Consider the following 22,819-nt stretch of genomic DNA (forward strand, 5'->3'; position numbering starts at 1 on the left):
GTGAAGAATAAGCATACTGCGATGTATTTGCGCATGATCTGGAAGGCGTTTTTAAATCGGATTACCCGTGTTTTCATTGCCTCCCTGTCAATAGCGGTGGGGGGTACAACTTTGGCCGCATTGGGTTTGGTGGCCTTCACTGTTCCGGCCCAAATGAGTAAGGAGTTGCGTGCGTTTGGTGCCAATATGGTTATATTGCCTGATTCTTCAGAAAACCTTACGGATGGCACATTGCAGGAAACTGATTCCATAGTTGGCAACAGCGTACTTAAACGCGCCGGATACCAGTATGGAAACCTACTATACAATCAGCAGCCATTGCAGGTAATGGCAACGGATTTGGACGCTGTGCAAGGTGTCCGCCCATATTGGAACTTAGATGGGAAAATGCCTGCTAATGATGATGAATTCTTGGTGGGCGCAGATGTGGCTACGCGTTATCGTTTCTCAATTGGGGATGAGGTTGGTCTGATGCAACCCACGTCTGAAAATGCGGTCTCTAAACAGATGAAGGTTTCTGGAATTATTCACACCGGAGGGCCGGAAGACGAGCAGATAGTAATGAGCACTAAAACACTAAGTGAATTTTTAGGAGATCGTGGTTATGACATCATCGAGTACTCAATAGATGCAGACTCTAAAGTAATTGCGCAATACGCCAAACAAATAAACACTAAAGTAAAAAATGCTGACGCTCAAGTAGTGCGCCGTATTTCAGAGGCGGAAACCGGAATCGCCACTACTTTGCGTACCTTAATTTGGATAGTTTCGGCAATAATATCGCTGCTCACCTTGATAGCGGTTTCCACAACTCTTAATTCGATAATTTCAGAACGCTCCAAGGAAATCGGATTGAAGAAGGCTCTTGGTGCACTGCCTGGTGATGTTATGCGCGAATTCGTAGGAGAATCGCTTATGCTGGGAGTATTCGGGGGGACGTTAGGTGCAGCTACAGGGGTGTGGATCGCAGCGGAAATATCACGCCGTGTGTTTGCCATAAACCTGAATATAAATTGGTGGGTCGTGCCAATAACACTCATATTTTCAATAGTCATAGCGATGCTGGGCTGTTTGATGCCAGCACGCAGAATCACCAAAATAGATCCTTCACAAGTTCTAGGGGGAGAATAATGCCCGCAGATTCTATATATTCAGTACGCTCGGCTAGTCGGCACTACGGCGATCTTGCGGCACTCGACAACGTGAGCTTGGAAATTCCGCGTGGTCAATGGCTTTCCATAGTGGGCCCATCTGGTTCGGGGAAATCGACCCTGATGAATATTTTGGGTTGTTTGGATTCACCCACTTCGGGTGAGGTTCTTTTAGAAGGCGACCGTCTAGATAAAATGGGCGAGGTGGAGCTGGCAGATGTACGCCGTCATAAAATCGGCCTAGTGTTCCAACAGTTCCATCTTGTTAAACACCTAACCGCTGTGGAAAACGTGATGTTGGCGCAGTACTATCATTCGGTTCCTGATGAGCAGGAAGCGCTTGAAGCACTGGAACAGGTGGGGATGAAAGACAGAGCTACGCATCTACCTCATGAACTTTCTGGAGGGGAGCAACAGCGTGTCTGTGTGGCCAGAGCTTTAATAAATCGTCCGGCCGTGATACTCGCTGATGAACCCACCGGAAATTTAGATGAGACTAATGAAAAAATAGTTATAGATTTCTTTCATCGCCTGCATGAAGAGGGAACAACTTTGGTAGTGGTAACGCATGATGCCGAAGTGGCTGCACAAGGGCAGCGGCAAATAATTTTAGAGCACGGGCGAATTGCCCAAGAGGTCACCGATCTGGCCGATTCTCCTATAAAAGAATTACGTTTCGGTGAAACTTATTAACAGGAGCCGAATAATCGCAAAATGCCAAATATTTAAAAGTTAGAAAACTTGGAGGGCCTTATGGGAAGTTCCCGATTGTTAGCTATAGCAGCGATTGTGGGAGTTGCAGTACTTGGCGGGTGCTCGGCCGATGTGCCGGCTGCAAACACTTTGCCAGATGGGGAATATGAAGGAGTTTCACAAAAAGAAGCTGATGGTTCTTACGGCACAGTGAATTTCACAATTAGTGGAGGAAAAGTCACTAAGGCAAACTTTTTAGTAAAGGATGCTGATGGTACGCCCCATGATGAAGATTATGGTTTGGGAACCGATGGCAAAGCACATGATCCGATTTTTTATCAAAGAGCGCAAGACGCGATAAAGCACGAAAAAAGCTATGTGCAAAAGTTCCAGGAGACGTCGGATCAAAATCAGGTTGAGCGCATCGCTGGTGGATCTCTTTCACACAGATTATTCATGCAGGCGGTTGAAGACGCCGTGCTTAACGCTGGCGCCGAAAAGTAAGACTCGGTAATCTGAGTGATCGGGCATGGTTCATATAGCTTTCCCGCTATGGGTACGCTGGTGTGCGCCACTTGGGAACCGGCGGGGAATGTTGAAGAAATTCAGCGTCTTATTCGTCAACGAGTTAGAGAACTAGAAAATAGGCTTAGCATATTTAAGCAAACTTCGCAGGTGGTCGCACTTAGCCGTATTTTAAATGCTGGTTCGGAAGATATTTTGAAAAAATTCAGAAGCTCCCTCTTGCATTCTTCCAACGTTTACAGCCTGGCAGGGAGCGCGGAAGTTGGTTTGGAAAATCATGATGCTGGAGCTGAATTACTTTTCCGATTGGAAGATATATTGCAGGCAAATCGGTTTTCTTCCGATCTGGCACGAGTCATGGAAGCATCCGTAAAATTCGCGAATTTGACTCAAGGCGCATTTTACCCGTTTTTGGGCCGTCAAATGCGTGATTGGAAAAAATTGGTGGCTGAAAGGGCGAATAGAGAATTTGAGCTTAGTGATTCCATAATTGATTTTGGAGGTATCGCCAAGGGGTATGCGGCAGATCAGGTGCGTGATTTGGTAGTTTCTAAGGGAGGGGAAAACGTGGTGGTGTCATTTGGTTCCTCCTCTATTTCGATTGCGGGTGACCCAGTATGCGTTGGCCTGCAAAGCCCTTGGGAGGGATTGGAAGAGTTTGGGCACTTGTTGCTTACTCATCCGGCGCTTTCTGTTAGTGCTGATACAGCTACACGAATAGGTTCGGGTAAGCGCGTTAGCCATGTTTTAGATCCAAGTACTGGAAAGCCGGCATTTACGGACCTTGTTGCCGTTTTAGTTTGTGCGGCTGATGGTATGGAGTGTGAGGCTTGGGCAACCGCTTTCTTAGTGTTGGGTTTGGAAAGAGCTATGGATTTGGATGCGACTCAACAGCACATAGACACGGTTTTTTTCACGGCAGATGGTCGGGTGTTAGCTAGTCCTAATTTGCAGATTACTGCTCATCCGGGAGTGCAGCAGTGGCTGGAAGCACAGCGAGTTAGGACTCAATAAAAAGCTTTTAGTTTCGGGTGTAATGCTGATTTAAAACACTGTTAAATACAGCGGTATTAGATAGGCTGGCATATTCCGAATTTGCACCGCACAAGAAGATTGAAGTCTGAGCTGTCGTCGATCCTGATTCCCTCAACTCCCGCGCTTTGTCGAGCTTGCGAACAATCTGTTCGGGCGCGTGTTTACTGAACTTTTTCACCATTGCTCCATTCTCCCCACCTAGTGGCGGGGCATCAATGGACCACACTCAAGTCACCTGGACCTAAAAACCTAGGACACTCCAGGGTGCGCCAGATTAAAAGCACCCGCAAGCCGATCGTGAAAACCCTTTTGCATAAACTTGGGGTTACCCTGTGTTTGTTGACACTTGAAGTGTCCCAGGTTTTGTTCCGTTTGAGTAGATGGGAAAATCTGGAATATGCCAAGAAAATTTGACCAGGATGCCAAGGACCGCGTGGTCCGTCTCGTGGAAGATCGCATCTTGGCGGAAAATATGTCGATGCAAGCCGCATGCCAGGCAGTAGCCCCAAAGCTGGGGGTTTCATGGCACACGGCTCGCCAATGGACCCAGCAGGCCCGCCGTGCGGGAAACATCCCAGAACCTGTGCCTGAAGACTTGGCCGCCGAAAACGCGAGGCTACGCCGTGAAAATCAAGAGCTACGCGACACTAATGAGCTGTTGAAGGCTGCCTCGGCTTTTTTCGCGTCGGAACTCGACCCGAAACGTCGGAAATGATCCGGTTCATCGATAAATACCGGAATCGTTTCTCTGTCGAGTTCATTTGTAAGACGTTGAAGAATAACCGGGCTGGTGGGTTTATCACCTCGCGTGGTTATCGCCAGTCCAAGGCCCGTGGATTAAGTGCTCGTCGCCTTCGCGATGCTGTGCTGATCGACCGAATTAGAACTGTTCATCGGGATAATTACGGCGTCTACGGCGTGCGGAAAATGTGGCATGCTCTCCGCCGCGACGGAATTGATATCGGGCGTGAACAAACCGCCCGGCTGATGCGCTTGGCCGGTGTTTCTGGCAAAGGCAAAGGCGGATCACCTATCACAACCCGAAAAGCTAACGTGCCTGATCTGCGCCCGGACTTAGTCGAGCGTGAATTCAAAGCTCAGGGCCCGAATAAACTGTGGGTGGCCGACATTACGTATGTGCGCACGAAGAAAGGCTTTGTGTACGCCGCGTTTGTCACCGACGTTTACTCTCGACGGATCGTTGGGTGGGCGTTATCAGATTCCATGCGCACCGAAGCACTGCCGTTGCAAGCTCTTAACCAGGCGATCGTGTGTGCTGAGGAAACAACAGGTCTCATTCACCATTCGGATCACGGATCGCAGTACGTCAGCGTGGTCTACAACGAGCGACTTACCCAACACGGCATTACAGCTTCCACCGGAACTGTCGGTGACTCCTACGACAATGCTCTTGCTGAAAACGTCAACGGATCCTACAAGAACGAGCTGATCCATACCCGCAGGTGGAATGACGTTGTCGAGGTAGAAATCGCGACGTTCGAGTGGGTGTCATGGTGGAACGAGACAAGGCTTCACCAAAGCTTGGGATACCGAACCCCGGTCGAGGTGGAAACCGAATTTTGGAAGCAGAACCCGCCCCAAGCAAAAATAGAAATCAAGGCAAATGCCTAGGAACAAAACCCAGGGCACTTCAACTTGATGAGGCTGGCTTGTCTGGCTGGGAAGGGTGTTGGAAGACTCGTGAGTGAGAAGAAGACGAGGAAGTCGTATACGCCGGAGTTTCGGCGGGATGCGGCCTCGATTGTGATTGATCAACAGACCTCGATTGCGAGCGTTGCTCGTGATCTTGGGGTGGGTGAAGCGTTGCTTGGCCGGTGGGTCAAGCATGAGCGGGAACGACGCCAAGCCGAAGCGGCTGGGGTTCCCACGACGGCTCAGTTACATGCAGAGATTGCCCGGTTGAGGGCTGATAATGCCCGGCTGGCGATGGAAAACGAGTTCCTGGAAAAAGCAAGCGCCTTCTTTGCCGCCAAGCAAGCCCCGCGCAGCGTTTTGAGCTGATGGATGCAAAGAAGGCGACCTATCCCATTGCTTTGATGGCACGCGTGTTAGGGGTGAGCCGTCAGGGCTATTACCAGTGGCGGGCCCGCAGTCAGGCGCGTCGCCAGCGGGTTCTTGCTCGGGCCGAGTTTGACCGTGTGGTGGCGTGCGTGTTTGATGATTATCAGCGCACTCACGGGGCTCCGCGGCTGGTGGCAGCCCTGGCTAAAGTAGGGGTCGTGGCCGATAAGAAAACCATTGCCGCATCGCTGAAAAGGCAGGGTTTGGAAGCGGTCTCGACCCGCTCGTTCTACCGTCCCACCACTACGGGCACGGATGGGTGTGACTATGAGGATCACTGTCAGCGCCAGTGGGATCAGGGCGCGATCGACCTGGTATGGATCACCGATTTCACGTATTTGCGTTGCGGGGAGGGCTGGGTCTACCTGGTAGCGGTACGCGACGCGCATTCTCGGCGGGTGTTGGGGTATGCGATGGGCCAGCAGCAGACCACTGGCCTGTTGATCGAAGCCTTGCAGATGGCGATCGAAACTCGGGGCGGGGCCATGCCCGGCCAGGTCGTATTACATGCTGACCGTGGCACCCAGTTCACCTCCAAGAGGTTGGCTCAACACGCTGACACGGCTGGAATCGTGATGTCGATGGGACGGACCGGAGTGTGTTGGGATAACGCGATGGCTGAATCATTTTGGGCGACGTTGAAAGTCGAGTACTACTACCGCCACACTTTTCGTATCCGTGAAGAGGTCTACGAAGGCGTTGCCACCTGGATCGAGGGATTCTATAACCACAAACGAATCCATTCAGCGATCGGCTACCAAAGCCCGGTCGAATACGAACTCCACGCCGGACTGGACCTCGCGGCGTGAACTACACAACGAAACCGTCAACAACAAGCGGGCAAGCCCAACTTGACGACCAGGCATCCCTAAAATCATCCTACAATACGAGCAGCGTTGGTGAGCAAAGCGCCAGGTAAGTAACCAGCATGGGATTTTAATCCTCAAATGGTTAAGTGGTCTTTACAGTATCGTTGAAGTGCCCTGGGTTTTGTTCCTAGGCATTTGCCTTGATTTCTATTTTTGCTTGGGGCGGGTTCTGCTTCCAAAATTCGGTTTCCACCTCGACCGGGGTTCGGTATCCCAAGCTTTGGTGAAGCCTTGTCTCGTTCCACCATGACACCCACTCGAACGTCGCGATTTCTACCTCGACAACGTCATTCCACCTGCGGGTATGGATCAGCTCGTTCTTGTAGGATCCGTTGACGTTTTCAGCAAGAGCATTGTCGTAGGAGTCACCGACAGTTCCGGTGGAAGCTGTAATGCCGTGTTGGGTAAGTCGCTCGTTGTAGACCACGCTGACGTACTGCGATCCGTGATCCGAATGGTGAATGAGACCTGTTGTTTCCTCAGCACACACGATCGCCTGGTTAAGAGCTTGCAACGGCAGTGCTTCGGTGCGCATGGAATCTGATAACGCCCACCCAACGATCCGTCGAGAGTAAACGTCGGTGACAAACGCGGCGTACACAAAGCCTTTCTTCGTGCGCACATACGTAATGTCGGCCACCCACAGTTTATTCGGGCCCTGAGCTTTGAATTCACGCTCGACTAAGTCCGGGCGCAGATCAGGCACGTTAGCTTTTCGGGTTGTGATAGGTGATCCGCCTTTGCCTTTGCCAGAAACACCGGCCAAGCGCATCAGCCGGGCGGTTTGTTCACGCCCGATATCAATTCCGTCGCGGCGGAGAGCATGCCACATTTTCCGCACGCCGTAGACGCCGTAATTATCCCGATGAACAGTTCTAATTCGGTCGATCAGCACAGCATCGCGAAGGCGACGAGCACTTAATCCACGGGCCTTGGACTGGCGATAACCACGCGAGGTGATAAACCCACCAGCCCGGTTATTCTTCAACGTCTTACAAATGAACTCGACAGAGAAACGATTCCGGTATTTATCGATGAACCGGATCATTTCCGACGTTTCGGGTCGAGTTCCGACGCGAAAAAAGCCGAGGCAGCCTTCAACAGCTCATTAGTGTCGCGTAGCTCTTGATTTTCACGGCGTAGCCTCGCGTTTTCGGCGGCCAAGTCTTCAGGCACAGGTTCTGGGATGTTTCCCGCACGGCGGGCCTGCTGGGTCCATTGGCGAGCCGTGTGCCATGAAACCCCCAGCTTTGGGGCTACTGCCTGGCATGCGGCTTGCATCGACATATTTTCCGCCAAGATGCGATCTTCCACGAGACGGACCACGCGGTCCTTGGCATCCTGGTCAAATTTTCTTGGCATATTCCAGATTTTCCCATCTACTCAAACGGAACAAAACCTGGGACACTTCACGTGTGTGAAGTGAAAAGCGTAGCTTGCTGGGGGCGAGCTGGTGTGTGATGTGTTTATTTGCAGGGGAAAGCTATTTTTATGATCATTTAGATTCGCACCAAACACCGTAAAGACATTGGTAAGGCTTACCTAATAGGTTATTATAGCCTTGGCTCGCGACGGGTGAAGCCTTAGACTCGCACAATGCGTTTCTAATCGACACTGAAGTAGAAGTAAGAGACACATGAAAAACAAATATATCGCTGGAATCCCAGCAGTTCTTTTTGGAACGATGATAGCGATAGCGCCTATGACAATCGCTCAGCCTTGTCCAATTCATGGTGACCATCCGATGATGGCTTGTCACTGGAGCGCTAAAGCCTCGCTCGGTATTGGCGCTATGATAGCCGTACTGGGTCTTATTAACTTCTTAGTAAAGGCTCCAACACGCATTGGCCTAAATATCTCAGTAGCAGCCACTGCGGTATTGGAAATATTAGTGGTTACGTTGCTCATAGGCGTATGTGATATGCCAACCATGCATTGCAGGCAGGTAATGTTGCCAACTCTCGTAATAGTGAGCGTTTTGGCGTTGCTGTGTGCGCTTGTGGCTATATGGTTTGACTGCCGTAGTGAAAAGATCGCGAAATAAAAGTGCGTAAACACTGTAAATAGGCACTCAAGAAGGGTTGTTCCATGGCAGGAAAAAGTTCGTCGGTAGGTGTCGGGCTACGAAAGCTTCCACAGGAAAATCTTAAATATTACTCGGGACGCACGTTAGGTCTTTCAATCACAGTAATTGTTTTAAGTGTTATTTTTTTCTCCGGTACCTTCATGTCATTAGCTCTTAGCCGAGGGTTTTCTGCTATGGAGGAACGCATGGGGGCTGATCTGATTGTGTTTCCAAACGAACACCAGCAGGCAGCCGAAAGCTTTCTACTTGGTAAATCCAAAGAAAAATTTTATTTTAACGATGACTCTATATTGGAAGAGGTACGTAAGGTAGAGGGAGTTAAAGCTGCAACCCCTGAAACCTACTTGACCTCACTTGATGCTGGCTGTTGCGCGGTGGATGTACAGATCATTGGATTCAACCCAAAAACCGACTTTGTAGTGCAACCGTGGATAGCTACTGAGTATGCTGGTGAGCTTAAAGATGACGAAGTTATAGTAGGCGCTGACGTGTTTGCTGACCCAAATGGGCAGGTGCGTCTTTTTAATGAGTTTTGGCATGTTGCTGCTAAGTTAGCGCGCACAGGAACTTCGTATGACACCGTTGTGTTCGTAAATCAAAACACAGTGGAGAAAATGTTTAAATATTCTTCGCAAGTGGAGTATATTCACAACCCTCCAAACGGTAGAGCAATTTCGTCTATCTTGGTAAAAGTTGATCCGAACTATCCGGCAGAAGCCGTAGGGGATGCTTTGGCCAATAAAATGCAACATGTGGGTGTAGTTTCCTCTGCGGGAATGGCATCGCAAGTAAAGGCTAATACAATAACTATAATCGGTTACATTTGGTTGATAGTTGCAATGTTTTGGTTGGTTGGCCTGATAGTTTTGGTAGCAGTTGTGGCCACATCCGTAGGTGAACGTAAAAAAGAATTGGCATCATTACGAATAATGGGAGCGACTCGTAAGAACCTCATGTTTATGCTAGGGAAAGAGTGCTTTTTCATCGGCTTGGGTGGTGGATTGATTGGTGGCGTATTAGGGGAGGTAATAATGTATCCCTTTGCCAATCTTATACGTGCCAAGTTGGAGCTTCCCTATGTTGATATAAGTTTTGCAACAGCGTCTGTAATAGTTGCTTGCTGTGTAATCGGAGCCCTGCTCATTTCTATACTCGCAGCGATAATAGCTGCTGGTAAAACCTTGAAAAATGAGACTTATTTGACTTTGCGTGCGGCGAGGTAAAGGGAGGGGACATGGCGAATTCTGTCGTTGTGCAAGCCAGTGGATTAACCCGCGAGTTTTACCGGCGTGGAAGCTATTTTAACGCTGTGGAAGAGGCAAATTTACAGGTTAGTAGCGGGCAGATGGTAATGATTCAGGGCAGATCCGGCAATGGGAAGAGCACCTTGCTTAATATGCTTGCTGGATTGCTGCAACCAACTAGAGGGCAGGTGCGCATATGCGGCCAGCTTTTAGGTGACTTGGATGATTCTGAGCTTTCGACTTTGCGTGGCAGCAGAATTGGATATGCTACGCAACAGGAAACTCTTATCGCTAGTCTTAACGTTCGTGAAAATATTTTGTTACCGGCGTTGATCGCTAAAGAACGGGGTATAGAAAAACCTTACGACGTCAATGCGCGGGCTGAATCACTAATGAAAGCTTTGCAGATTGAGGGCCTAAGCGAGGTTTACCCGAGGGAACTATCTGGGGGTGAGACGCGCCGTGTAATAATTGCGCGCACATTGATAAACATCCCTGAGGTGGTCTTAGCAGACGAGCCCACGGGAGATCTAGATGAGGAGTCTACCGGATTGGTAATGAATTTGTTGCGATCAGCTACTGATGACGGTGCCGCGGTGATAGTGGTTACACACGATTCGGACACATCTAGCTTTGCCGATCAGATATACACGATAACCAAAGGCGTGCTGAAATAGAATCCAAATCCGACGCGTCTAGTGTTCCCTGAATTGTACTGCACGTATCCGACACTTTCGATTGGAATAATTGCACCTTGCCTTCGGTGTCGGTGAATATAAGTGGAGTTTTGTTTTCGCATCCCTTGATAACTTGGCTTATTACGGCATTTTCATCAGCATCTATATCTAACGTTATTTCGCGTTGAATTTTATTTAGGGTGCTGGCTAGCGTTATAGGGTGCGGATTTCGATAACCTTATTCGCGTGAGTACTGAAGCGCAGGAATGGAATGCACGTTACGCCTCGGAAGGGCGCCTGTGGAGCGGTAAAGTCAACGCTCTCCTACGCAGAGAAATTGAAGACATGAAGCCAGGTACCGTCCTCGATGTTGGGGCGGGCGAGGGGGCAGACGCGATCTGGCTGGCCCAGCAAGGCTGGCAGGTGAGTGCCGTAGACATTTCACAGATTGCTATAGACCGAGCCGAGACTGCGGCTCACAAGGCCTCAGTGAAAGTGCAGTGGATTGTCGCTGACGCTCGCGAAGTTAGTGGGGAATATGACCTAGTGAGCGCATTCTACCCCGTGATTCAGAAGAATTCTGACCTCTTTAGACATCTTTGTTCGCTCGTTAAACCAGGCGGAACGCTCCTGTTCGTCCATCACATGCCTGACCCGGATAAGCCACGCGGACACGGCCCGGACTTTTCGAAGGTGATGAGTGCGCGTGAAGCCCTCGAAAATCTGTCGCCAAAGTGGACGATTGAGAAATATGAAGTCATTGAACGAGGCGCAAACTCAAAGCATCCCTATGACGAGCTGGTGCGTGCCCGAAAACTCGCGTAACCAAGAAAAGCGGCCAGTTGACGGCAGGCACCTGCAATGGTGCAGATCAAGGGGAATCTGGCGGGTTATTATTCGCATTTCGCCGAGCCCTAATCTTGTCCGCCTTCGCCAGAGTCCTATCCTCGCGGTGCGTGCGCAACCGTTCACCAGTCTTTTGTATCTGCTCCACACCTCTCTGGCGGCTTTGGTTGACTGCTTGTACAGAGTCGCCTACAAAACCCGATACAGACTCTTTCCACCCCCGTATTTGAAGTTCGCTTTTTTCTTCAAAGCTGAGATTAACGTGAAGGGCAAAACGCTGAATTGAGTTTTCTGCCCTGTTAGCTGCTTCGATTATCTTTCTAGCTCGTTGGTAATGCGTGGCCCAAACACTGTTCCCCAAGTTCGCAGTGGCACGAATAGAATCGTTCATTCTCAGTAACCGACAGGTTACAGATTCGATTCTTTCCTGACGTGTTCTTTGGATTGAAGCGTGGTAGCCGTCGAAGTGGTCGGGTTCGAATTCTTGTGCGTGTGCGATCTCCAAGACATAAAACCGGTCATGTAGCCAAATACTCCAGCCAAGATTACCGAGCCAGAATGAAAGGTTCTCATCTAGGCTCTGGAAGGATTTGGCTGTTTTCTTCGAGTCACCTTGGCTTGCCGCCAGTTGTTCCACCAAACTCGATATCTGCTCAAGCGCGGTCGTTTCCATGGTGTGGAGGGAGGCGCCTAGGTGACTGATCGTTAACCATTTGGTTGCTGAAACACTGTTATTTGTTCGGTAGTAATCTTCAACTTCTTTGAGAGCATTCGAGATGCCTTCGAGTTCTCCCAAAGATTCCACTTTGCTCTGTCGCAGAAGCGCGTCGAGCTTTGCGTCGATGGTCTCGAGATAATCTTTGATTTCAGCTATCGCTGCCTCGATAGCTGCTTGTGCGATTACGCTAGCTCCCGCAGTCGCGAATGCCGGGGCCAAGGTGCCAGTACTTCGTATCTCAATTTTTCGAAAAAACTGACCCGGGTTTCCGGCAAGATTGAAATCACCGCGCCGAAACGCTCCTCTCACGGGCCCTTTGGTGACGCGTTGCCTCATAAGCTTCGCCGACTCCGGGCTGAGTTTCACGTAGCGGCTTGAGCGCACTTGAAATTCGCTGAATGTGGAGAAAACATTCTGAGCGCGAAATAGGACTTGGGGAGAAACCTTTGAAACGGAAAACCCATCACAGTTATCGAACTCTTCTAAATCCTCATCCTGACTGAAGATAATGAGGCCTTCGCCATCAGAGAGGAATTCGATTTGTGATCCGGAACCCGTCATAGCCAAGACTCTACCGAAATGTGGTCCTTTTAAGAGAGATGTTTAGATCTAGAAATCTAGAACTTGCATTAATGAACACAACCTAGCCAAGGAACAGTAAATGAACATAGTTGTGTTTGGCATACTCCGTCAGCCGGGTTCGTGATGCCACTTCGAGCCAGTTGGTTTAAATTTGAACAGAACCGCATTCGTTTTGAGAGGAATAGGGTTATAGGACAAATTGTGTTGCTGGGGTTAGTGAAGCGTCCTGGGTTTAGTTCCGCTTCTTTTACGGCCCTGTGTTGATGGGCTGGGTGAGATAGTACTCGGTTTCTACTTCTTGTGGGGTGGCGTAGTCCAATGCTTCGTGAAGCCGCTTGGTGTTCCACCAATGCACCCACCGCAAGGTGGCCAGTTCGACTTCTCCGACCGATGTCCACGGGCCTTGGGCATGAATCAGTTCCGCCTTGTAGAGACCATTGACTGTTTCGGCTAGTGCATTGTCATAAGAATCGCCGACTGTTCCCACACTCGGGCGTATTCCTGATTCCGCTAGGGCGGTGGAATACTTCAGCGACACGTACTGGCTGCCCCGATCGCTGTGGTGAATCAGCTGGTTACCATGGATTCGTCCGGCAGTCGTTAATGCATGCTCCAAGGCCTCCATGGGCAGCGCATCGGTGCGCATCGTCGAGCGTGTAGCAACACCAACAATTTTTCGGCTGAAGACATCCACGACAAACGCGGTGTAGGCGAATCCTGACAGGGTACGAACGTATGTAATGTCGGCAACCCACAACCTGCCTGGCGCTTGTGCACGAAAGTTTCGCTGCACTAGGTCCGGGCGATGATCCGGTGTCTTCGGGCTAATCGTTGTCACGGGCGTTCGCCCACGTCTGCGGCCGGAAACACCTGCTAGCTTCATTAATCGGGCGGTCTTGTCGCGGCCGATATGAAAGCCTTCACGGTTCATCGCGTGCCACATTTTGCGGATGCCGTAGACCGAGAAATTCTGCGCATGCACACGCTGTATCTCTGGGATGAGAAGGCTATCGCTTAAGGCCCTTGCGCTGGGAACGCGTGTGGTGGCTTTGCGGTAGCCGCGTGAGGTGATGAATCCACGATCTGCTTGTTTGAGGACTCGGCAGATGGCCTCGACCCCAAACTGATCTTTGTACGCGTCGATGTAGGAGATCATTTGGTCGTGGGTCGGTCGAGTTCCGCTGCGAAAAAAGCCGAAGCAGTCTTAAGAATCCCGTTTGCTCGTTTCAGTTCGCGGTTTTCGCGGCGCAGACGCTTGAGCTCTTCTTCCATTGTTTCGCCACCTGAAGCGTCTGAGTCATCACGTACTGAAGCGCTGTCACGGTACCAAGCCCGCAACGTGTGGTGAGATACTCCAAGGAGCTCGCCGACCTCTGTGTAGGCGCATTGCAGTGAGCAGGACTCCAGGCGGACCATTTCGATGATCTGATGGACCGCCTTTTCCTTGAACTCGACGGAATACTTTCTAGGCATAGTTCAATCCTTCCTTAGCTGAGGTAGGAACTAAACCCAGGACGCTTCAAGATCCCCTCTCTATCAGGTAGAATCTGTTACCGCCTGGCAGATCGCTTCGCAGTGCAATAGCCTGAACAGCTGAAACTCTATCCGCGTGCCACGGTGATCGGACCGCTACTATGAGTGAAACCACCAGTATGAGCGAAAACAGTAAGCGCGAACTGCAAGCCGACTACCTGTTCATGGTGGGCACCCACCATATGTCTTTTGACCGTTTAATCCAGATGGCGGATCGTTTTGCTCGCGAAAATCCGGACGCTTCGGTTCTGGTGCAATATGGAACTTCTCGACCTCCGAAGGAAGCGACCGGGCGCGAGAATCTCAGCCACCAAGAAATGGCTGCCCTCGCCGGGAAACTTAAAGGTGTGGTTTTACCAGGCGGACCTTCCCTAATGATGGAATGGCTACGGCGCGGTTTCCAGCCGGTGATCGTTCCACGCGACCCAGAACTGGGCGAACACATCGACGTTCATCAAATCCGGTTCTCTAACTTCATGCACGATCGCTCCCTAATCGTCCTTGCCAACGATTATGAGCAGGTCAAAGCAGCTCTTACAGATCCTCAACTGGTATCTGCAGCCCAATTAGACAAGATTGACAGTGCCGGTGCAGTTAGAGCCTTCGCAAAACTGGCTTCGTCGCTGCTGGCAGATTAATTTATAGGGGTTAACACGGTGGAGTTCAAATTTAACGTGTAACGCGGAGCGTTAATGACGTTTCGCGTTATTGGGGGGTAGGTTGAAGAGCGCTGTCTCTATCTCCGGTTTTCGTTCGGCCTCGGTTCATTCCGCTACCTCGAGTGCAGAATCTGCAAGCGGTATCGGGCCGTTGAACTATTAGGTTCACCCACAGTTCCCGTGCCTGCACGCATCGAGAAAGACCAGGTGGTGAACTCGAATGACTCGCCTGGTCCAACGTGTGTGCGCTCGGCGCGTGGTTTAACTCTTATAAGACTTGCCGGTCACAGCCTCAGCGTTTCGCTCGTGCAGCCCGCAGGCCGTTCAAGATCACGATGACTTCGGCGACTTCGTGAACCAACACGACGGCGGCCAGGCCCAGCACACCGCTGATCGCCAGTGGCATCAACACGATAATGATAGCCAGAGACAGCACGATGTTTTGGTTGATGATCCTGCTGCCTCGGCGGGCGTGCTGCAGCGCCTGCGGGATCAGCCGGAGGTCGTGGCCAGTGAAGGCGACGTCAGCGGACTCGATCGCGGCGTCAGAGCCGGTTGCTCCCATCGCAATGCCCACCGTTGCGCCCGCCAGTGCCGGCGCGTCGTTGATGCCGTCGCCGATCATCGCCGTCGGCGTCTTGGAGGAGAGTTCGGCTACGATGCTTGCCTTGTCCTCCGGGCGCAGCTCGGCGCGCACGTCGTCGATTCCGGCGATTTCAGCCAGCGCCCGGGCGGTACGAGTGTTGTCGCCGGTGAGCATGCTCACTTCCACATCGTTGGCGCGCAGGGTCTGCACGGCTTCGGGCACCTCGGGCCGCAGCTCGTCGCGGACGCCGATCGCTCCGGCGAGGGTGTCATCGACGGTGACCAGGACGCAGGTCTGGCCTTCGGATTCCATGCGCTCAACGTCTCCCTTCAGTGGCCCGGCGTCGATCCACCGGGGGCTGCCGACCAGCAGGCGTCGGCCTTCGACGGTGCCGCCGATGCCATGTCCGGCTTCCTCGCTGATGTCCAGGGCGGCGGGTGCTTCGGGCTCCGCTGCCGCGATCGCCGCGGCGAGGGGGTGCGTCGATTGCTGCTCAACTGCCGCAGCGAAAGCAAGCACCTGAGCCCGATCGAATCCCTCTGCCGGGACCACTCCGTTAACCTCGGGCTGGTTGCGGGTAAGGGTTCCGGTCTTGTCCACCGCTAGGTGACGGATGCCGCCGAGTCGCTCGAACGCCGCGCCGGACTTGATGACCACGCCGAACTGGCTGGCCGCGCCGATCGCGGCCACGACCGTCAGCGGCACGGAGATTGCCAGCGCGCACGGCGACGCTGCGACCAGGACCACCAGCGCACGGGTGATCCAAGTCTCTGGGTCACCCAGCAGCGAGCCGATCACGCCGACCAGCACCGCCAGGATCATCACCCCGGGCACTAGGGGTTGGGCAATTCGGTCGGCGATCCGGGCGCGGTCACCCTTCTCCGCCTGCGCCTGCTCGACGAGGTCGACGAGTGTGGTCAGCGAGTTGTCCGTTCCAGCTGCGGTCGTCTCTACTTCCAGCACACCGGCGGAGTTGATCGCACCCGCGGGCACCTCGTCGCCGGGTGCAACCTCCTCCGGAATGGATTCTCCGGTGATCGCTGAGGTGTCAAGGCTGGAACGTCCAGACCGAATGATGCCGTCCGTGGCGATCCGCTCTCCGGGGCGCACGAGCATCAGTTCGCCAGCCACGAGGTCCTTCGCTGCGACCTTGACCGACGTGCCGTCGCGCAGCACCGTCGCGGTCTGAGGTACCAACTTCAACAGTGCCCGCAGTCCGCCCTGTGCCCGGTCCATTGCCTTGTCTTCCAGCGCCTCGGCGATCGAGTACAGGAACGCTAGCGCCGCGGCCTCTCCGACGTAACCGAGGATTACCGCGCCGACCGCGCTGATCGTCATCAGCAAACCAATGCCGAGCTTGCGCTTCGTGACAAGGTTTCGGATCGCGCCGGGCGCGAACGTATACGCCCCTAGCAGCAGGCCGACCCAGAACAGTACTGTCGCGGGTGTCTCTATCCCGGACCAGTCCAGCGCCAGGCCTATGCCGAGGGCTACGCCGGAGAAGATCGGCAGTAGCAACTCGGGGTCCTTCCACCATGGCCGATCGAGTTCTTCGATCTCTTTGGCGGGTTCGTGTGCGCATCCACACGCCGAGCTCATGCGTCCGCTCCCTTCTCGCCGCAGCCGGGCACCGAGCATTCAGGGTCGATGCACGGGGCGTTTTCGTCGACAGCCAACGTCGCGTTCACCAGCGCGTTGAGCGCTGCCGCGAGGTGCGGATCGGCGATTTCGTAGCGTGTCTTGCGGCCCTCCGGCTCGGCGACGACGATGCCGCAGTCGCGCAGGCAGGTCAGGTGGTTCGAGACGTTCGAGCGGGTCAGGTCCAGGTCGCGCGAAAGCACGGCCGGGTAGCTCGGGCCGTCGAGTAGTGTCATCAGGATTCTGGAGCGCGTCGGATCCGCCATGGCCCGGCCGAGCCGGTTCATGACGTCGAGGCGTGAAGCAATGGTCAGCATGTGCTTAACAATACATCGTGTGCTGAACTATTCAAAATGCGCTGAACTGACAGTTACGCGAAGGTCCTGCGACCTGCAAGAATTAGTCGATGGGATAGCAGATGACTGATCCTTTGTGGTTCGGCTGCCGCCCAACGCGGGAGCGACGTGGGCGGCGAGGTTCTCGAGAAAGTAACTTTGCAACTACATACCGTGGAGTTTATGTTCACCGTGTAGATCCGCCTGGGGCCGTAGCTCCTGCATATAACGACTGGCGTTATTAACGCGGAGCGTTATGCGCTTGGCTTGTGATCATTTCTTTCGCTGACCGGGATACCGAGGCGCTCTACCTGCGACAGCCGGTAAGGTGGCTCGATTTCCGGTTGAACCGGCAAGCGCTGCAAAAACTGCGCTTACTCGATTCGGTGGTGGATCTCAACGAATTGAAGATTCCGCCCGGAAATCGGCTCGAGGCCCTCAAGGGGGACCGGGCTGGCCAGTTCAGCATAAGAATCAACAATCAGTGGCAAATCTGCTTCGTTTGGACTTTCATGGGTCCGAGTGAACTGGCGATCGTCGATTATCACTAGGAGGGGTGAATGATGGGGAAGAAGATTTCGCCGATCTCGCCCGGTGAAGTCCTCTTGGAAGAGTTCATTGGGCCGATGGGGATCACACAGAACAAGCTAGCCGTGGAGATCGGGGTTCCTCCGCGCCGGATCAACGAGATTGTTCACGGCAAGCGGCGCATTACTGCCGATACGGCCTTGCGCCTGGGACGGTATTTCGGAATGAGTGCACAGTTCTGGATCAATCTGCAGTCGCATTACGATTTGGAGATCGAGATGGATGCGCTCGCGGACGAGTTGGATAAGATCACGCCCATCACCCGCGGGACATAGCGACCATGTCTGTATGGCTGCCGAGGGACTAACGGGAAAGAACTGGAAAGTACTGGAACAATTACTGCAACAAATGTTCCAGTTGGAGGAGTGCAAGCGCGGGGTGAGTCGCCGCCGTCGTCACGAGCTCCTCTAACGTGGTGTGTCAGCCTCGGTTTGGCGGACGGCTCAGGCTTTACTGCTCCTTTGGCATCCAGAAGCTCGTCACGTTTTTCTTCGTCTCAAGCTGGTACTCGATGAACATGCCGCGCAGCTCGTAGTCGAATGGTTCGGCCCAGGGTTGGCGGGCGAACATCTTGCCGAAGTCTATGGCGCGGGCTTTCACCTCGTCTTCGAAGTGGATCATGGTGTGGCGCTCCGGGGCCATGGCCATGTGCTTGGTGGGCGCGGGCAGGCTCGCAGCCCGTCAAACGTCAGGACTCTGAGCCCAAAAAGGGCCAAAATGCGAACGAAAAGCTACAGGGTCCTGATCTTTGTCGGCGCTTCCCGCGCTAGTTCGGGTCTGACGCCGCCAAACCGCCGCCCGTGGAGTGCCAGAAGAGTCGGTTCTAGCAGGGGCCCACCCATGGGGTGTTAACTGGTGACCATGAGTAGTGTTCCTTGGCTCGCCACGCGTGATCAGCCCCTTCCCGAAGACGTCGCCCGGATTCTCGCCACCGTCCCCGAATGGTTCGGGATCGAGGCGGCCAATGCCGAGTACATCGCGGCGGCTCGCTCGAAGGAGACTTGGTCCGTCCGCGACTTAGCGGGGCGGGTCGTGGGCATCACGCTCGTCGATCGTCATTTCCCCCATGTCGCGGAGATCCACCTCATGGTCGTCGATCGGGAGGTGCATGGTACCGGCGTTGGGACGGCGATGCTGGCGGCCATCGAGGCCGACGCGATTGGCTGTGGCGTCCGCCTCCTCGAGGTCAAAACGCTCGGTGCTTCCCACGCCGATGCCGGCTACGCCCGAACGCGCCACTTCTACGAGAAGTTCGGCTTCCTTGCGCTCGAGGAGACGGATCTGTGGGGCGAGGACTCGCCTTGTCTGATCATGGTCAAGCCGCTCTAGGCCACGCCGCGTGGCTTGTTCCGGGTCCCGACCGACAGAACTGGTGAATATACCGGCTACCGATTGCTATAGGTGCTAGGTCGTCTTCAGGTTCACGAGTTGTGACGGGCGTAGCCGGTACCGGGCAGAGATTTCGCCGGCGGCGCGAATTATCGGCGCCAGGCGCGGCGAGCCCTAACCGAACGCCCTTAACTGCGAAGAGCTGTATATGTGCAGATGAGGACCGATCCGACCCGCGACTCACGCCCGCGCGTCCGCGTCGCCGGTCCTGTCGCGACCCCGGCAAGGCGACAATGCCGCCGGCGATCAGCGGCAAGCGAAATCCGGGCGGATGCAACCGTGGGGGCGGGTGTGGTTGTATGAGACCACCCGCCGATGGAGGAAAGATGAAGAAGATTGCACTCGCATGCGCCCTGGTGCTCGGCCTGGCCGCGTGCGGAAACAGCGAGCCGGAGACCGTGGAGACCGAATCGGCGAGCCCGAAGGTGGAGCAGAGCACCGAGGCCACGTCGGAGCCGACCGAGGAGGAAACGGAGACCGAGGAGCCCACGGCGGTCGCCACCCCTGAGGTTGATTCGCAGGGCAATCCGAAGGCCTCGAAGGAGGAGTTCGAGCAGCTGCTGCTCGCGGGCGCGACCGCCGCGCTTGAGGAGCAGGGTGGCGCGGATGACCCCGAGGTGCAGGCGCAGATCGAGGAGTCGGTGCAGTGCGTGGCCGACTACGCGTATGACAAGCTGTCGGCCGATGCTCTCAACGCGATCATCAACGACCCGCAGGCAACCCCGGACGAAGCGGACCTCGAGATCTTGCTCGCAGGTGCGGCCAAGTGCCGGCCGGTCGGCTGAGTTTTCGCCGCCAGCTAATGCGCCTACTGGTACCCACCAGCCACTACGTAGACTCGCCAGACGTGTCTACCTTTGGAGTTCGCCATGAAGTTCCTCGATGATCCTGTCTTGGACGCGATCGCCCACCGCCGCTCTGTGTCGAAGGTTGGGCCGAACACGCCGTCGGACGAGGAGATCGCCACGTTGCTCGCGGCGGTCACGCACGTGGCCGACCACAAGGCGTTGCGCCCGTGGCGGCTCATCCTCCTGCGCGGGGAGGACCGACTGACGCTGGCCCGCGCGCTTGACGCGGCGCAGGGGATCGAGCGCGAGCCGGGCGAGGTCAACCCCAAGCCGTTCCGCGCCGAACTGCTCATCGCGCTGGTGGCCAGCCCGGTCGAGCATGAAAAGGTGCCCACCTGGGAGCAGCACGCCACGGCGGCCGGGGTCGGCCACCTGCTTGAGCTCGCACTGTGGCAGGCAGGCTGGGGTGTCATGTGGCGCACGGGCACGTTCGCGAACGCGCAACAGGTGCGCGAGGCGCACGGTCTGGCCGATAGCGAGCTGCTCATGGGCTGGCTGTACGTGGGCGACATCGATTCCGCGCACCGCCAGCGCCTCGGCGAATCCAACCGCCCGCCCCTCGACCCGATCCGGTTCATCGGGCGCATGCCCCGCGAGGGCCGGTTTACCTCATGATTGAATTCGACTCCGTCACCAAAACCTACGGCGATACCCGAGCGGTGAACGACGTCAGCTTCACCGTTCCCGCCCGCTCGACCACGGTGCTGGTCGGCTCCTCGGGATCGGGCAAGACCACGCTGTTGGGCATGGTCAACCGCATGATCGAGCCCACCGCCGGCCGCATCCTCATCGACGGCGAAGACGTGGCCGGCGTCAATCCCGTCAAGCTTCGCCGCTCGATTGGCTACGTCATGCAGTCCGGCGGCCTGCTCCCGCATCGCACGATCCTTGACAACATATGCGTAGTCCCGCTCTTGAACGGCACGACCAAGGCCGACGCGCGGCGTCGTGGGATGGAGCTCATGGAGATTATGGGCCTGGACGCGAGCCTGGCCCGGCGCTACCCGGCCCAGCTCTCGGGCGGGCAGCGCCAGCGCGTGGGCGTGGCCCGCGCCCTCGCTTCTGACCCGAGCGTCCTCCTCATGGACGAGCCCTTCAGCGCGGTCGACCCGATCGTGCGGCGCGAGCTGCAGGGGGAGGTGCGCCGGTTGCAGCGCGAGCTGGGCAAGACGATCCTGTTCGTCACGCACGATATCGACGAGGCGCTCGCGCTTGCCGACGACGTCGTCATCCTTCACGGCGGCTCCATCGCCCAGCGTGGGGCGCCCGCCGAGCTGCTCACTAACCCCGCATCCGACTTCGTGGCCTCCTTCATCGGCATCACCGACGGCTCGCGGCGGCTGTGTCTCGACGACGACGGGCGGCTGGTCCGCGACGGCACCGGGCGCCTGCTAGGGACCCTGGAATGAGCTGGATTTCGGCCAATCTTTCGTGGATCGGGCACCTGACGCTCGTCCACCTGTGGCTGGCGGTGGCCGCGCTCGCGCTCAGCCTGGTGATTTCGGTGCCGGTGGGCTGGGCGGCGAACCGGTGGCGCCTGGGCCGGGAGGCGATCGTCGCCCTCATCGGCATCCTGTATGCGATCCCGTCCCTGCCCATGTTCATCATCATCCCCGTCATCACGGGCGCGCCGATTCGCTCCTCGCTCACGGTGGTGATCGTGCTCAGCGTGTATGCGGTGGCATTGCTCGTGCGCACGGTGGCGGACGCCTTCGCCGCCGTCCCCGCTGACACGATGCGCGCCTGCACCGCGATGGGCTATTCGACCTGGCAGCGGTTCTGGGCGGTCGAGCTCCCGCTCGCCGGGCCGGTGATCGTGGCAGGGCTGCGCGTCGTTGTCGTGAACACGGTCAGCCTGGTGACGGTGGGCGCGGTGGTGGGCAGCCAGAGTCTGGGCACGCTCTTCACCGACGGTTTCCAGCGCGGGATCATCCCCGAGGTGTTGACGGGCCTGGTGCTGACCGTAGCACTGGCGCTCGCGCTCGACGCGGCGACCGTGCTCGGCGGGCGCGTGATCTTCCCGTGGACCAGGATTCGTGCGAAGGAGGTGGCGCGTGGATCTGCTATTTGATTCGCTGGCCTGGCTCGCTGACCCCGCCTCCTGGGCCGGGCCGTCCGGTATCCTGCACCGCCTCGGCCAGCATGTGGGCCTGGCGGCCGTCGTCGTGCTGATTGCAGCCGCGCTCGCCCTTCCCGCGGGCGTCGCCATTGGGCACACGCGTCGCGGGCAAAACGTCGTGGCCGCGATCGCCGGCTCCGCGCGCGCCATCCCCACCCTCGGCTTGCTCACGTTGCTCGGGCTCATGCTGGGCATCGGGCTGGCCGCGCCCACGATCGTGCTCGTGGTCCTCGCTATCCCGCCGTTGCTCGCTGGCGCGTATTCGGGGGTTGCGAACGTCGACCCGATGACAGTGCGGGCAGCTCACGCGCTCGGTATGTCGGGCTGGCAGGTGGTGCGCGACGTCGAACTTCCGCTCGCCGCACCGATCATCATGGGTGGTGTCCGCTCGGCGATCGTCCAGGTGGTCGCCACCGCCACGCTCGCCGCCTACGTCGCCGACGCCGGCCTCGGCCGCTTCATCTTCTCCGGGCTGGCCACCCGCCGCTACGAGGAGGTGCTGGGCGCCGCGATCGTAGTCATCGTGCTCGCGCTCATCCTCGACCTCGGGGTGGGATTCGCCGTCAAGCGCGCCGAGCGTAGGGTCGGGATCGCCTAGGACCAGGGAGGAATACTG

Annotated in this window: 26 protein-coding genes; 20 read left to right on the forward strand and 6 right to left on the reverse strand. The window is 55.5% G+C overall.

What is annotated here, in order from left to right; translation table 11 throughout:
* The 7 genes from QPC17_RS01240 to QPC17_RS01270 all read left to right on the forward strand — a co-directional run bounded on the left by QPC17_RS01240 (nt 1) and on the right by QPC17_RS01270 (nt 6,295).
* Entirely contained in the window at nt 1-1,131 is a 1,131-nt protein-coding gene (locus QPC17_RS01240) for an ABC transporter permease (protein WP_016444851.1), read from the forward strand.
* Nucleotides 1,131-1,844, forward strand: a complete 714-nt coding sequence (locus QPC17_RS01245; RefSeq protein WP_016444852.1) for an ABC transporter ATP-binding protein — start codon at nt 1,131-1,133, stop codon at nt 1,842-1,844. Before QPC17_RS01240 ends, QPC17_RS01245 begins: the two co-directional genes overlap by 1 nt.
* 60 nt (nt 1,845-1,904) lie before the next feature.
* Nucleotides 1,905-2,348, forward strand: coding sequence for an FMN-binding protein (locus QPC17_RS01250; protein WP_062614285.1), 444 nt, complete (start codon nt 1,905-1,907; stop codon nt 2,346-2,348).
* 48 nt (nt 2,349-2,396) lie between these two features.
* Entirely contained in the window at nt 2,397-3,383 is a 987-nt protein-coding gene (locus tag QPC17_RS01255) for an FAD:protein FMN transferase (protein ID WP_083297722.1), read from the forward strand.
* A 418-nt stretch (nt 3,384-3,801) separates the two neighbouring features.
* Nucleotides 3,802-5,036 (forward strand): IS3 family transposase gene (locus tag QPC17_RS01260; RefSeq protein WP_210382983.1). Its coding sequence is split into 2 segments (ribosomal slippage): nt 3,802-4,090 and nt 4,090-5,036, totalling 1,236 coding nucleotides; the frame shifts between segments, so codons are not numbered across the junction.
* Nucleotides 5,037-5,105: 69 nt separating this feature from the next.
* Nucleotides 5,106-5,426: a transposase gene (locus QPC17_RS01265; RefSeq protein WP_070448185.1), complete on the forward strand. Its 321-nt coding sequence runs from the start codon at nt 5,106-5,108 to the stop codon at nt 5,424-5,426.
* Nucleotides 5,426-6,295, forward strand: coding sequence for an IS3 family transposase (locus QPC17_RS01270; RefSeq protein WP_101923945.1), 870 nt, complete (start codon nt 5,426-5,428; stop codon nt 6,293-6,295). Before QPC17_RS01265 ends, QPC17_RS01270 begins: the two co-directional genes overlap by 1 nt.
* Before the next feature lie 187 nt (nt 6,296-6,482).
* Here the strand turns inward: QPC17_RS01270 and QPC17_RS01275 are convergent.
* Nucleotides 6,483-7,717 (reverse strand): IS3 family transposase gene (locus QPC17_RS01275; protein WP_210382983.1). Its coding sequence is split into 2 segments (ribosomal slippage): nt 6,483-7,429 and nt 7,429-7,717, totalling 1,236 coding nucleotides; the frame shifts between segments, so codons are not numbered across the junction.
* A gap of 274 nt (nt 7,718-7,991) precedes the next feature.
* On the opposite strand from QPC17_RS01275, the gene QPC17_RS01280 reads away from it, so the two are divergent.
* From QPC17_RS01280 to QPC17_RS01295, 4 genes are all read left to right on the forward strand, one after another.
* Nucleotides 7,992-8,399, forward strand: a complete 408-nt coding sequence (locus QPC17_RS01280) for a DUF4418 family protein (protein WP_034509278.1) — start codon at nt 7,992-7,994, stop codon at nt 8,397-8,399.
* Between the two features lie 44 nt (nt 8,400-8,443).
* Complete coding sequence (locus tag QPC17_RS01285) at nt 8,444-9,664, forward strand: ABC transporter permease (RefSeq protein ID WP_082661185.1); 1,221 nt, start codon at nt 8,444-8,446, stop codon at nt 9,662-9,664.
* 11 nt (nt 9,665-9,675) lie between these two features.
* The gene (locus QPC17_RS01290) at nt 9,676-10,362 is read left to right on the forward strand and encodes an ABC transporter ATP-binding protein (RefSeq protein WP_062613696.1); all 687 of its coding nucleotides are present in this window, start codon (nt 9,676-9,678) and stop codon (nt 10,360-10,362) included.
* Nucleotides 10,363-10,608: 246 nt separating this feature from the next.
* Nucleotides 10,609-11,187, forward strand: a complete 579-nt coding sequence (locus QPC17_RS01295; RefSeq protein ID WP_160326874.1) for a class I SAM-dependent methyltransferase — start codon at nt 10,609-10,611, stop codon at nt 11,185-11,187.
* A 46-nt stretch (nt 11,188-11,233) separates the two neighbouring features.
* On the opposite strand, the gene QPC17_RS01300 is transcribed toward QPC17_RS01295, so the two are convergent.
* Together QPC17_RS01300 and QPC17_RS01305 are read right to left on the reverse strand one after the other, a co-directional pair.
* Nucleotides 11,234-12,487 (reverse strand): hypothetical protein, encoded by a 1,254-nt coding sequence (locus QPC17_RS01300; RefSeq protein WP_148132164.1) that lies wholly within the window; start codon nt 12,485-12,487, stop codon nt 11,234-11,236.
* A 268-nt stretch (nt 12,488-12,755) separates the two neighbouring features.
* Nucleotides 12,756-13,981, reverse strand: a protein-coding gene (locus QPC17_RS01305) for an IS3 family transposase (RefSeq protein ID WP_101923944.1) whose coding sequence is annotated in 2 segments (ribosomal slippage) — nt 12,756-13,702 and nt 13,702-13,981 — 1,227 coding nt in all. Because the reading frame shifts where the segments join, the coding sequence is not laid out codon by codon here.
* Nucleotides 13,982-14,142: 161 nt separating this feature from the next.
* Between QPC17_RS01305 and QPC17_RS01310 the strand changes: the two genes are divergently transcribed.
* Entirely contained in the window at nt 14,143-14,679 is a 537-nt protein-coding gene (locus QPC17_RS01310) for a hypothetical protein (protein WP_148132171.1), read from the forward strand.
* Nucleotides 14,680-14,992: 313 nt separating this feature from the next.
* Here QPC17_RS01310 and QPC17_RS01315 read toward each other — a convergent pair whose 3' ends face one another.
* Both QPC17_RS01315 and cmtR read right to left on the reverse strand, forming a co-directional pair.
* The gene (locus QPC17_RS01315; RefSeq protein ID WP_285347384.1) at nt 14,993-16,885 is read right to left on the reverse strand and encodes a heavy metal translocating P-type ATPase; all 1,893 of its coding nucleotides are present in this window, start codon (nt 16,883-16,885) and stop codon (nt 14,993-14,995) included.
* Nucleotides 16,882-17,241, reverse strand: a complete 360-nt coding sequence (cmtR, locus tag QPC17_RS01320; RefSeq protein WP_034662574.1) for a Cd(II)/Pb(II)-sensing metalloregulatory transcriptional regulator CmtR — start codon at nt 17,239-17,241, stop codon at nt 16,882-16,884. The genes QPC17_RS01315 and cmtR overlap by 4 nt, the downstream gene beginning before the upstream one ends.
* 287 nt (nt 17,242-17,528) lie before the next feature.
* On the opposite strand from cmtR, the gene QPC17_RS01325 reads away from it, so the two are divergent.
* Both QPC17_RS01325 and QPC17_RS01330 read left to right on the forward strand, forming a co-directional pair.
* Nucleotides 17,529-17,810 carry a type II toxin-antitoxin system RelE/ParE family toxin gene (locus QPC17_RS01325; protein ID WP_285347385.1) on the forward strand — a complete coding sequence of 94 codons (282 nt, stop codon included), beginning with the start codon at nt 17,529-17,531 and terminating at the stop codon, nt 17,808-17,810.
* Nucleotides 17,811-17,822: 12 nt separating this feature from the next.
* Nucleotides 17,823-18,122 carry a HigA family addiction module antitoxin gene (locus tag QPC17_RS01330; RefSeq protein WP_101923791.1) on the forward strand — a complete coding sequence of 100 codons (300 nt, stop codon included), beginning with the start codon at nt 17,823-17,825 and terminating at the stop codon, nt 18,120-18,122.
* Nucleotides 18,123-18,297: 175 nt separating this feature from the next.
* Here QPC17_RS01330 and QPC17_RS01335 read toward each other — a convergent pair whose 3' ends face one another.
* On the reverse strand, nt 18,298-18,495 hold the full coding sequence (locus QPC17_RS01335) for a hypothetical protein (protein WP_285347386.1): 198 nt from the start codon (nt 18,493-18,495) through the stop codon (nt 18,298-18,300).
* Between the two features lie 213 nt (nt 18,496-18,708).
* On the opposite strand from QPC17_RS01335, the gene QPC17_RS01340 reads away from it, so the two are divergent.
* The 6 genes from QPC17_RS01340 to QPC17_RS01365 all read left to right on the forward strand — a co-directional run bounded on the left by QPC17_RS01340 (nt 18,709) and on the right by QPC17_RS01365 (nt 22,801).
* Nucleotides 18,709-19,176 carry a GNAT family N-acetyltransferase gene (locus tag QPC17_RS01340; protein ID WP_062613708.1) on the forward strand — a complete coding sequence of 156 codons (468 nt, stop codon included), beginning with the start codon at nt 18,709-18,711 and terminating at the stop codon, nt 19,174-19,176.
* Nucleotides 19,177-19,562: 386 nt separating this feature from the next.
* Nucleotides 19,563-20,021, forward strand: coding sequence for a putative periplasmic lipoprotein (locus QPC17_RS01345; protein ID WP_285347387.1), 459 nt, complete (start codon nt 19,563-19,565; stop codon nt 20,019-20,021).
* Between the two features lie 84 nt (nt 20,022-20,105).
* Nucleotides 20,106-20,699, forward strand: a complete 594-nt coding sequence (locus tag QPC17_RS01350; RefSeq protein ID WP_070445877.1) for a nitroreductase family protein — start codon at nt 20,106-20,108, stop codon at nt 20,697-20,699.
* Complete coding sequence (locus QPC17_RS01355; protein WP_062613686.1) at nt 20,696-21,493, forward strand: ABC transporter ATP-binding protein; 798 nt, start codon at nt 20,696-20,698, stop codon at nt 21,491-21,493. The genes QPC17_RS01350 and QPC17_RS01355 overlap by 4 nt, the downstream gene beginning before the upstream one ends.
* Nucleotides 21,490-22,155, forward strand: coding sequence for an ABC transporter permease (locus QPC17_RS01360; protein ID WP_062613685.1), 666 nt, complete (start codon nt 21,490-21,492; stop codon nt 22,153-22,155). Before QPC17_RS01355 ends, QPC17_RS01360 begins: the two co-directional genes overlap by 4 nt.
* Nucleotides 22,139-22,801, forward strand: coding sequence for an ABC transporter permease (locus tag QPC17_RS01365; protein WP_068538785.1), 663 nt, complete (start codon nt 22,139-22,141; stop codon nt 22,799-22,801). The genes QPC17_RS01360 and QPC17_RS01365 overlap by 17 nt, the downstream gene beginning before the upstream one ends.
* The last annotated feature ends 18 nt before the right edge of the window (nt 22,802-22,819 follow it).

This window comes from Trueperella bernardiae (assembly GCF_030246965.1).
In the GTDB taxonomy this organism is placed as follows: Bacteria; Actinomycetota; Actinomycetes; order Actinomycetales; family Actinomycetaceae; genus Trueperella; species Trueperella bernardiae.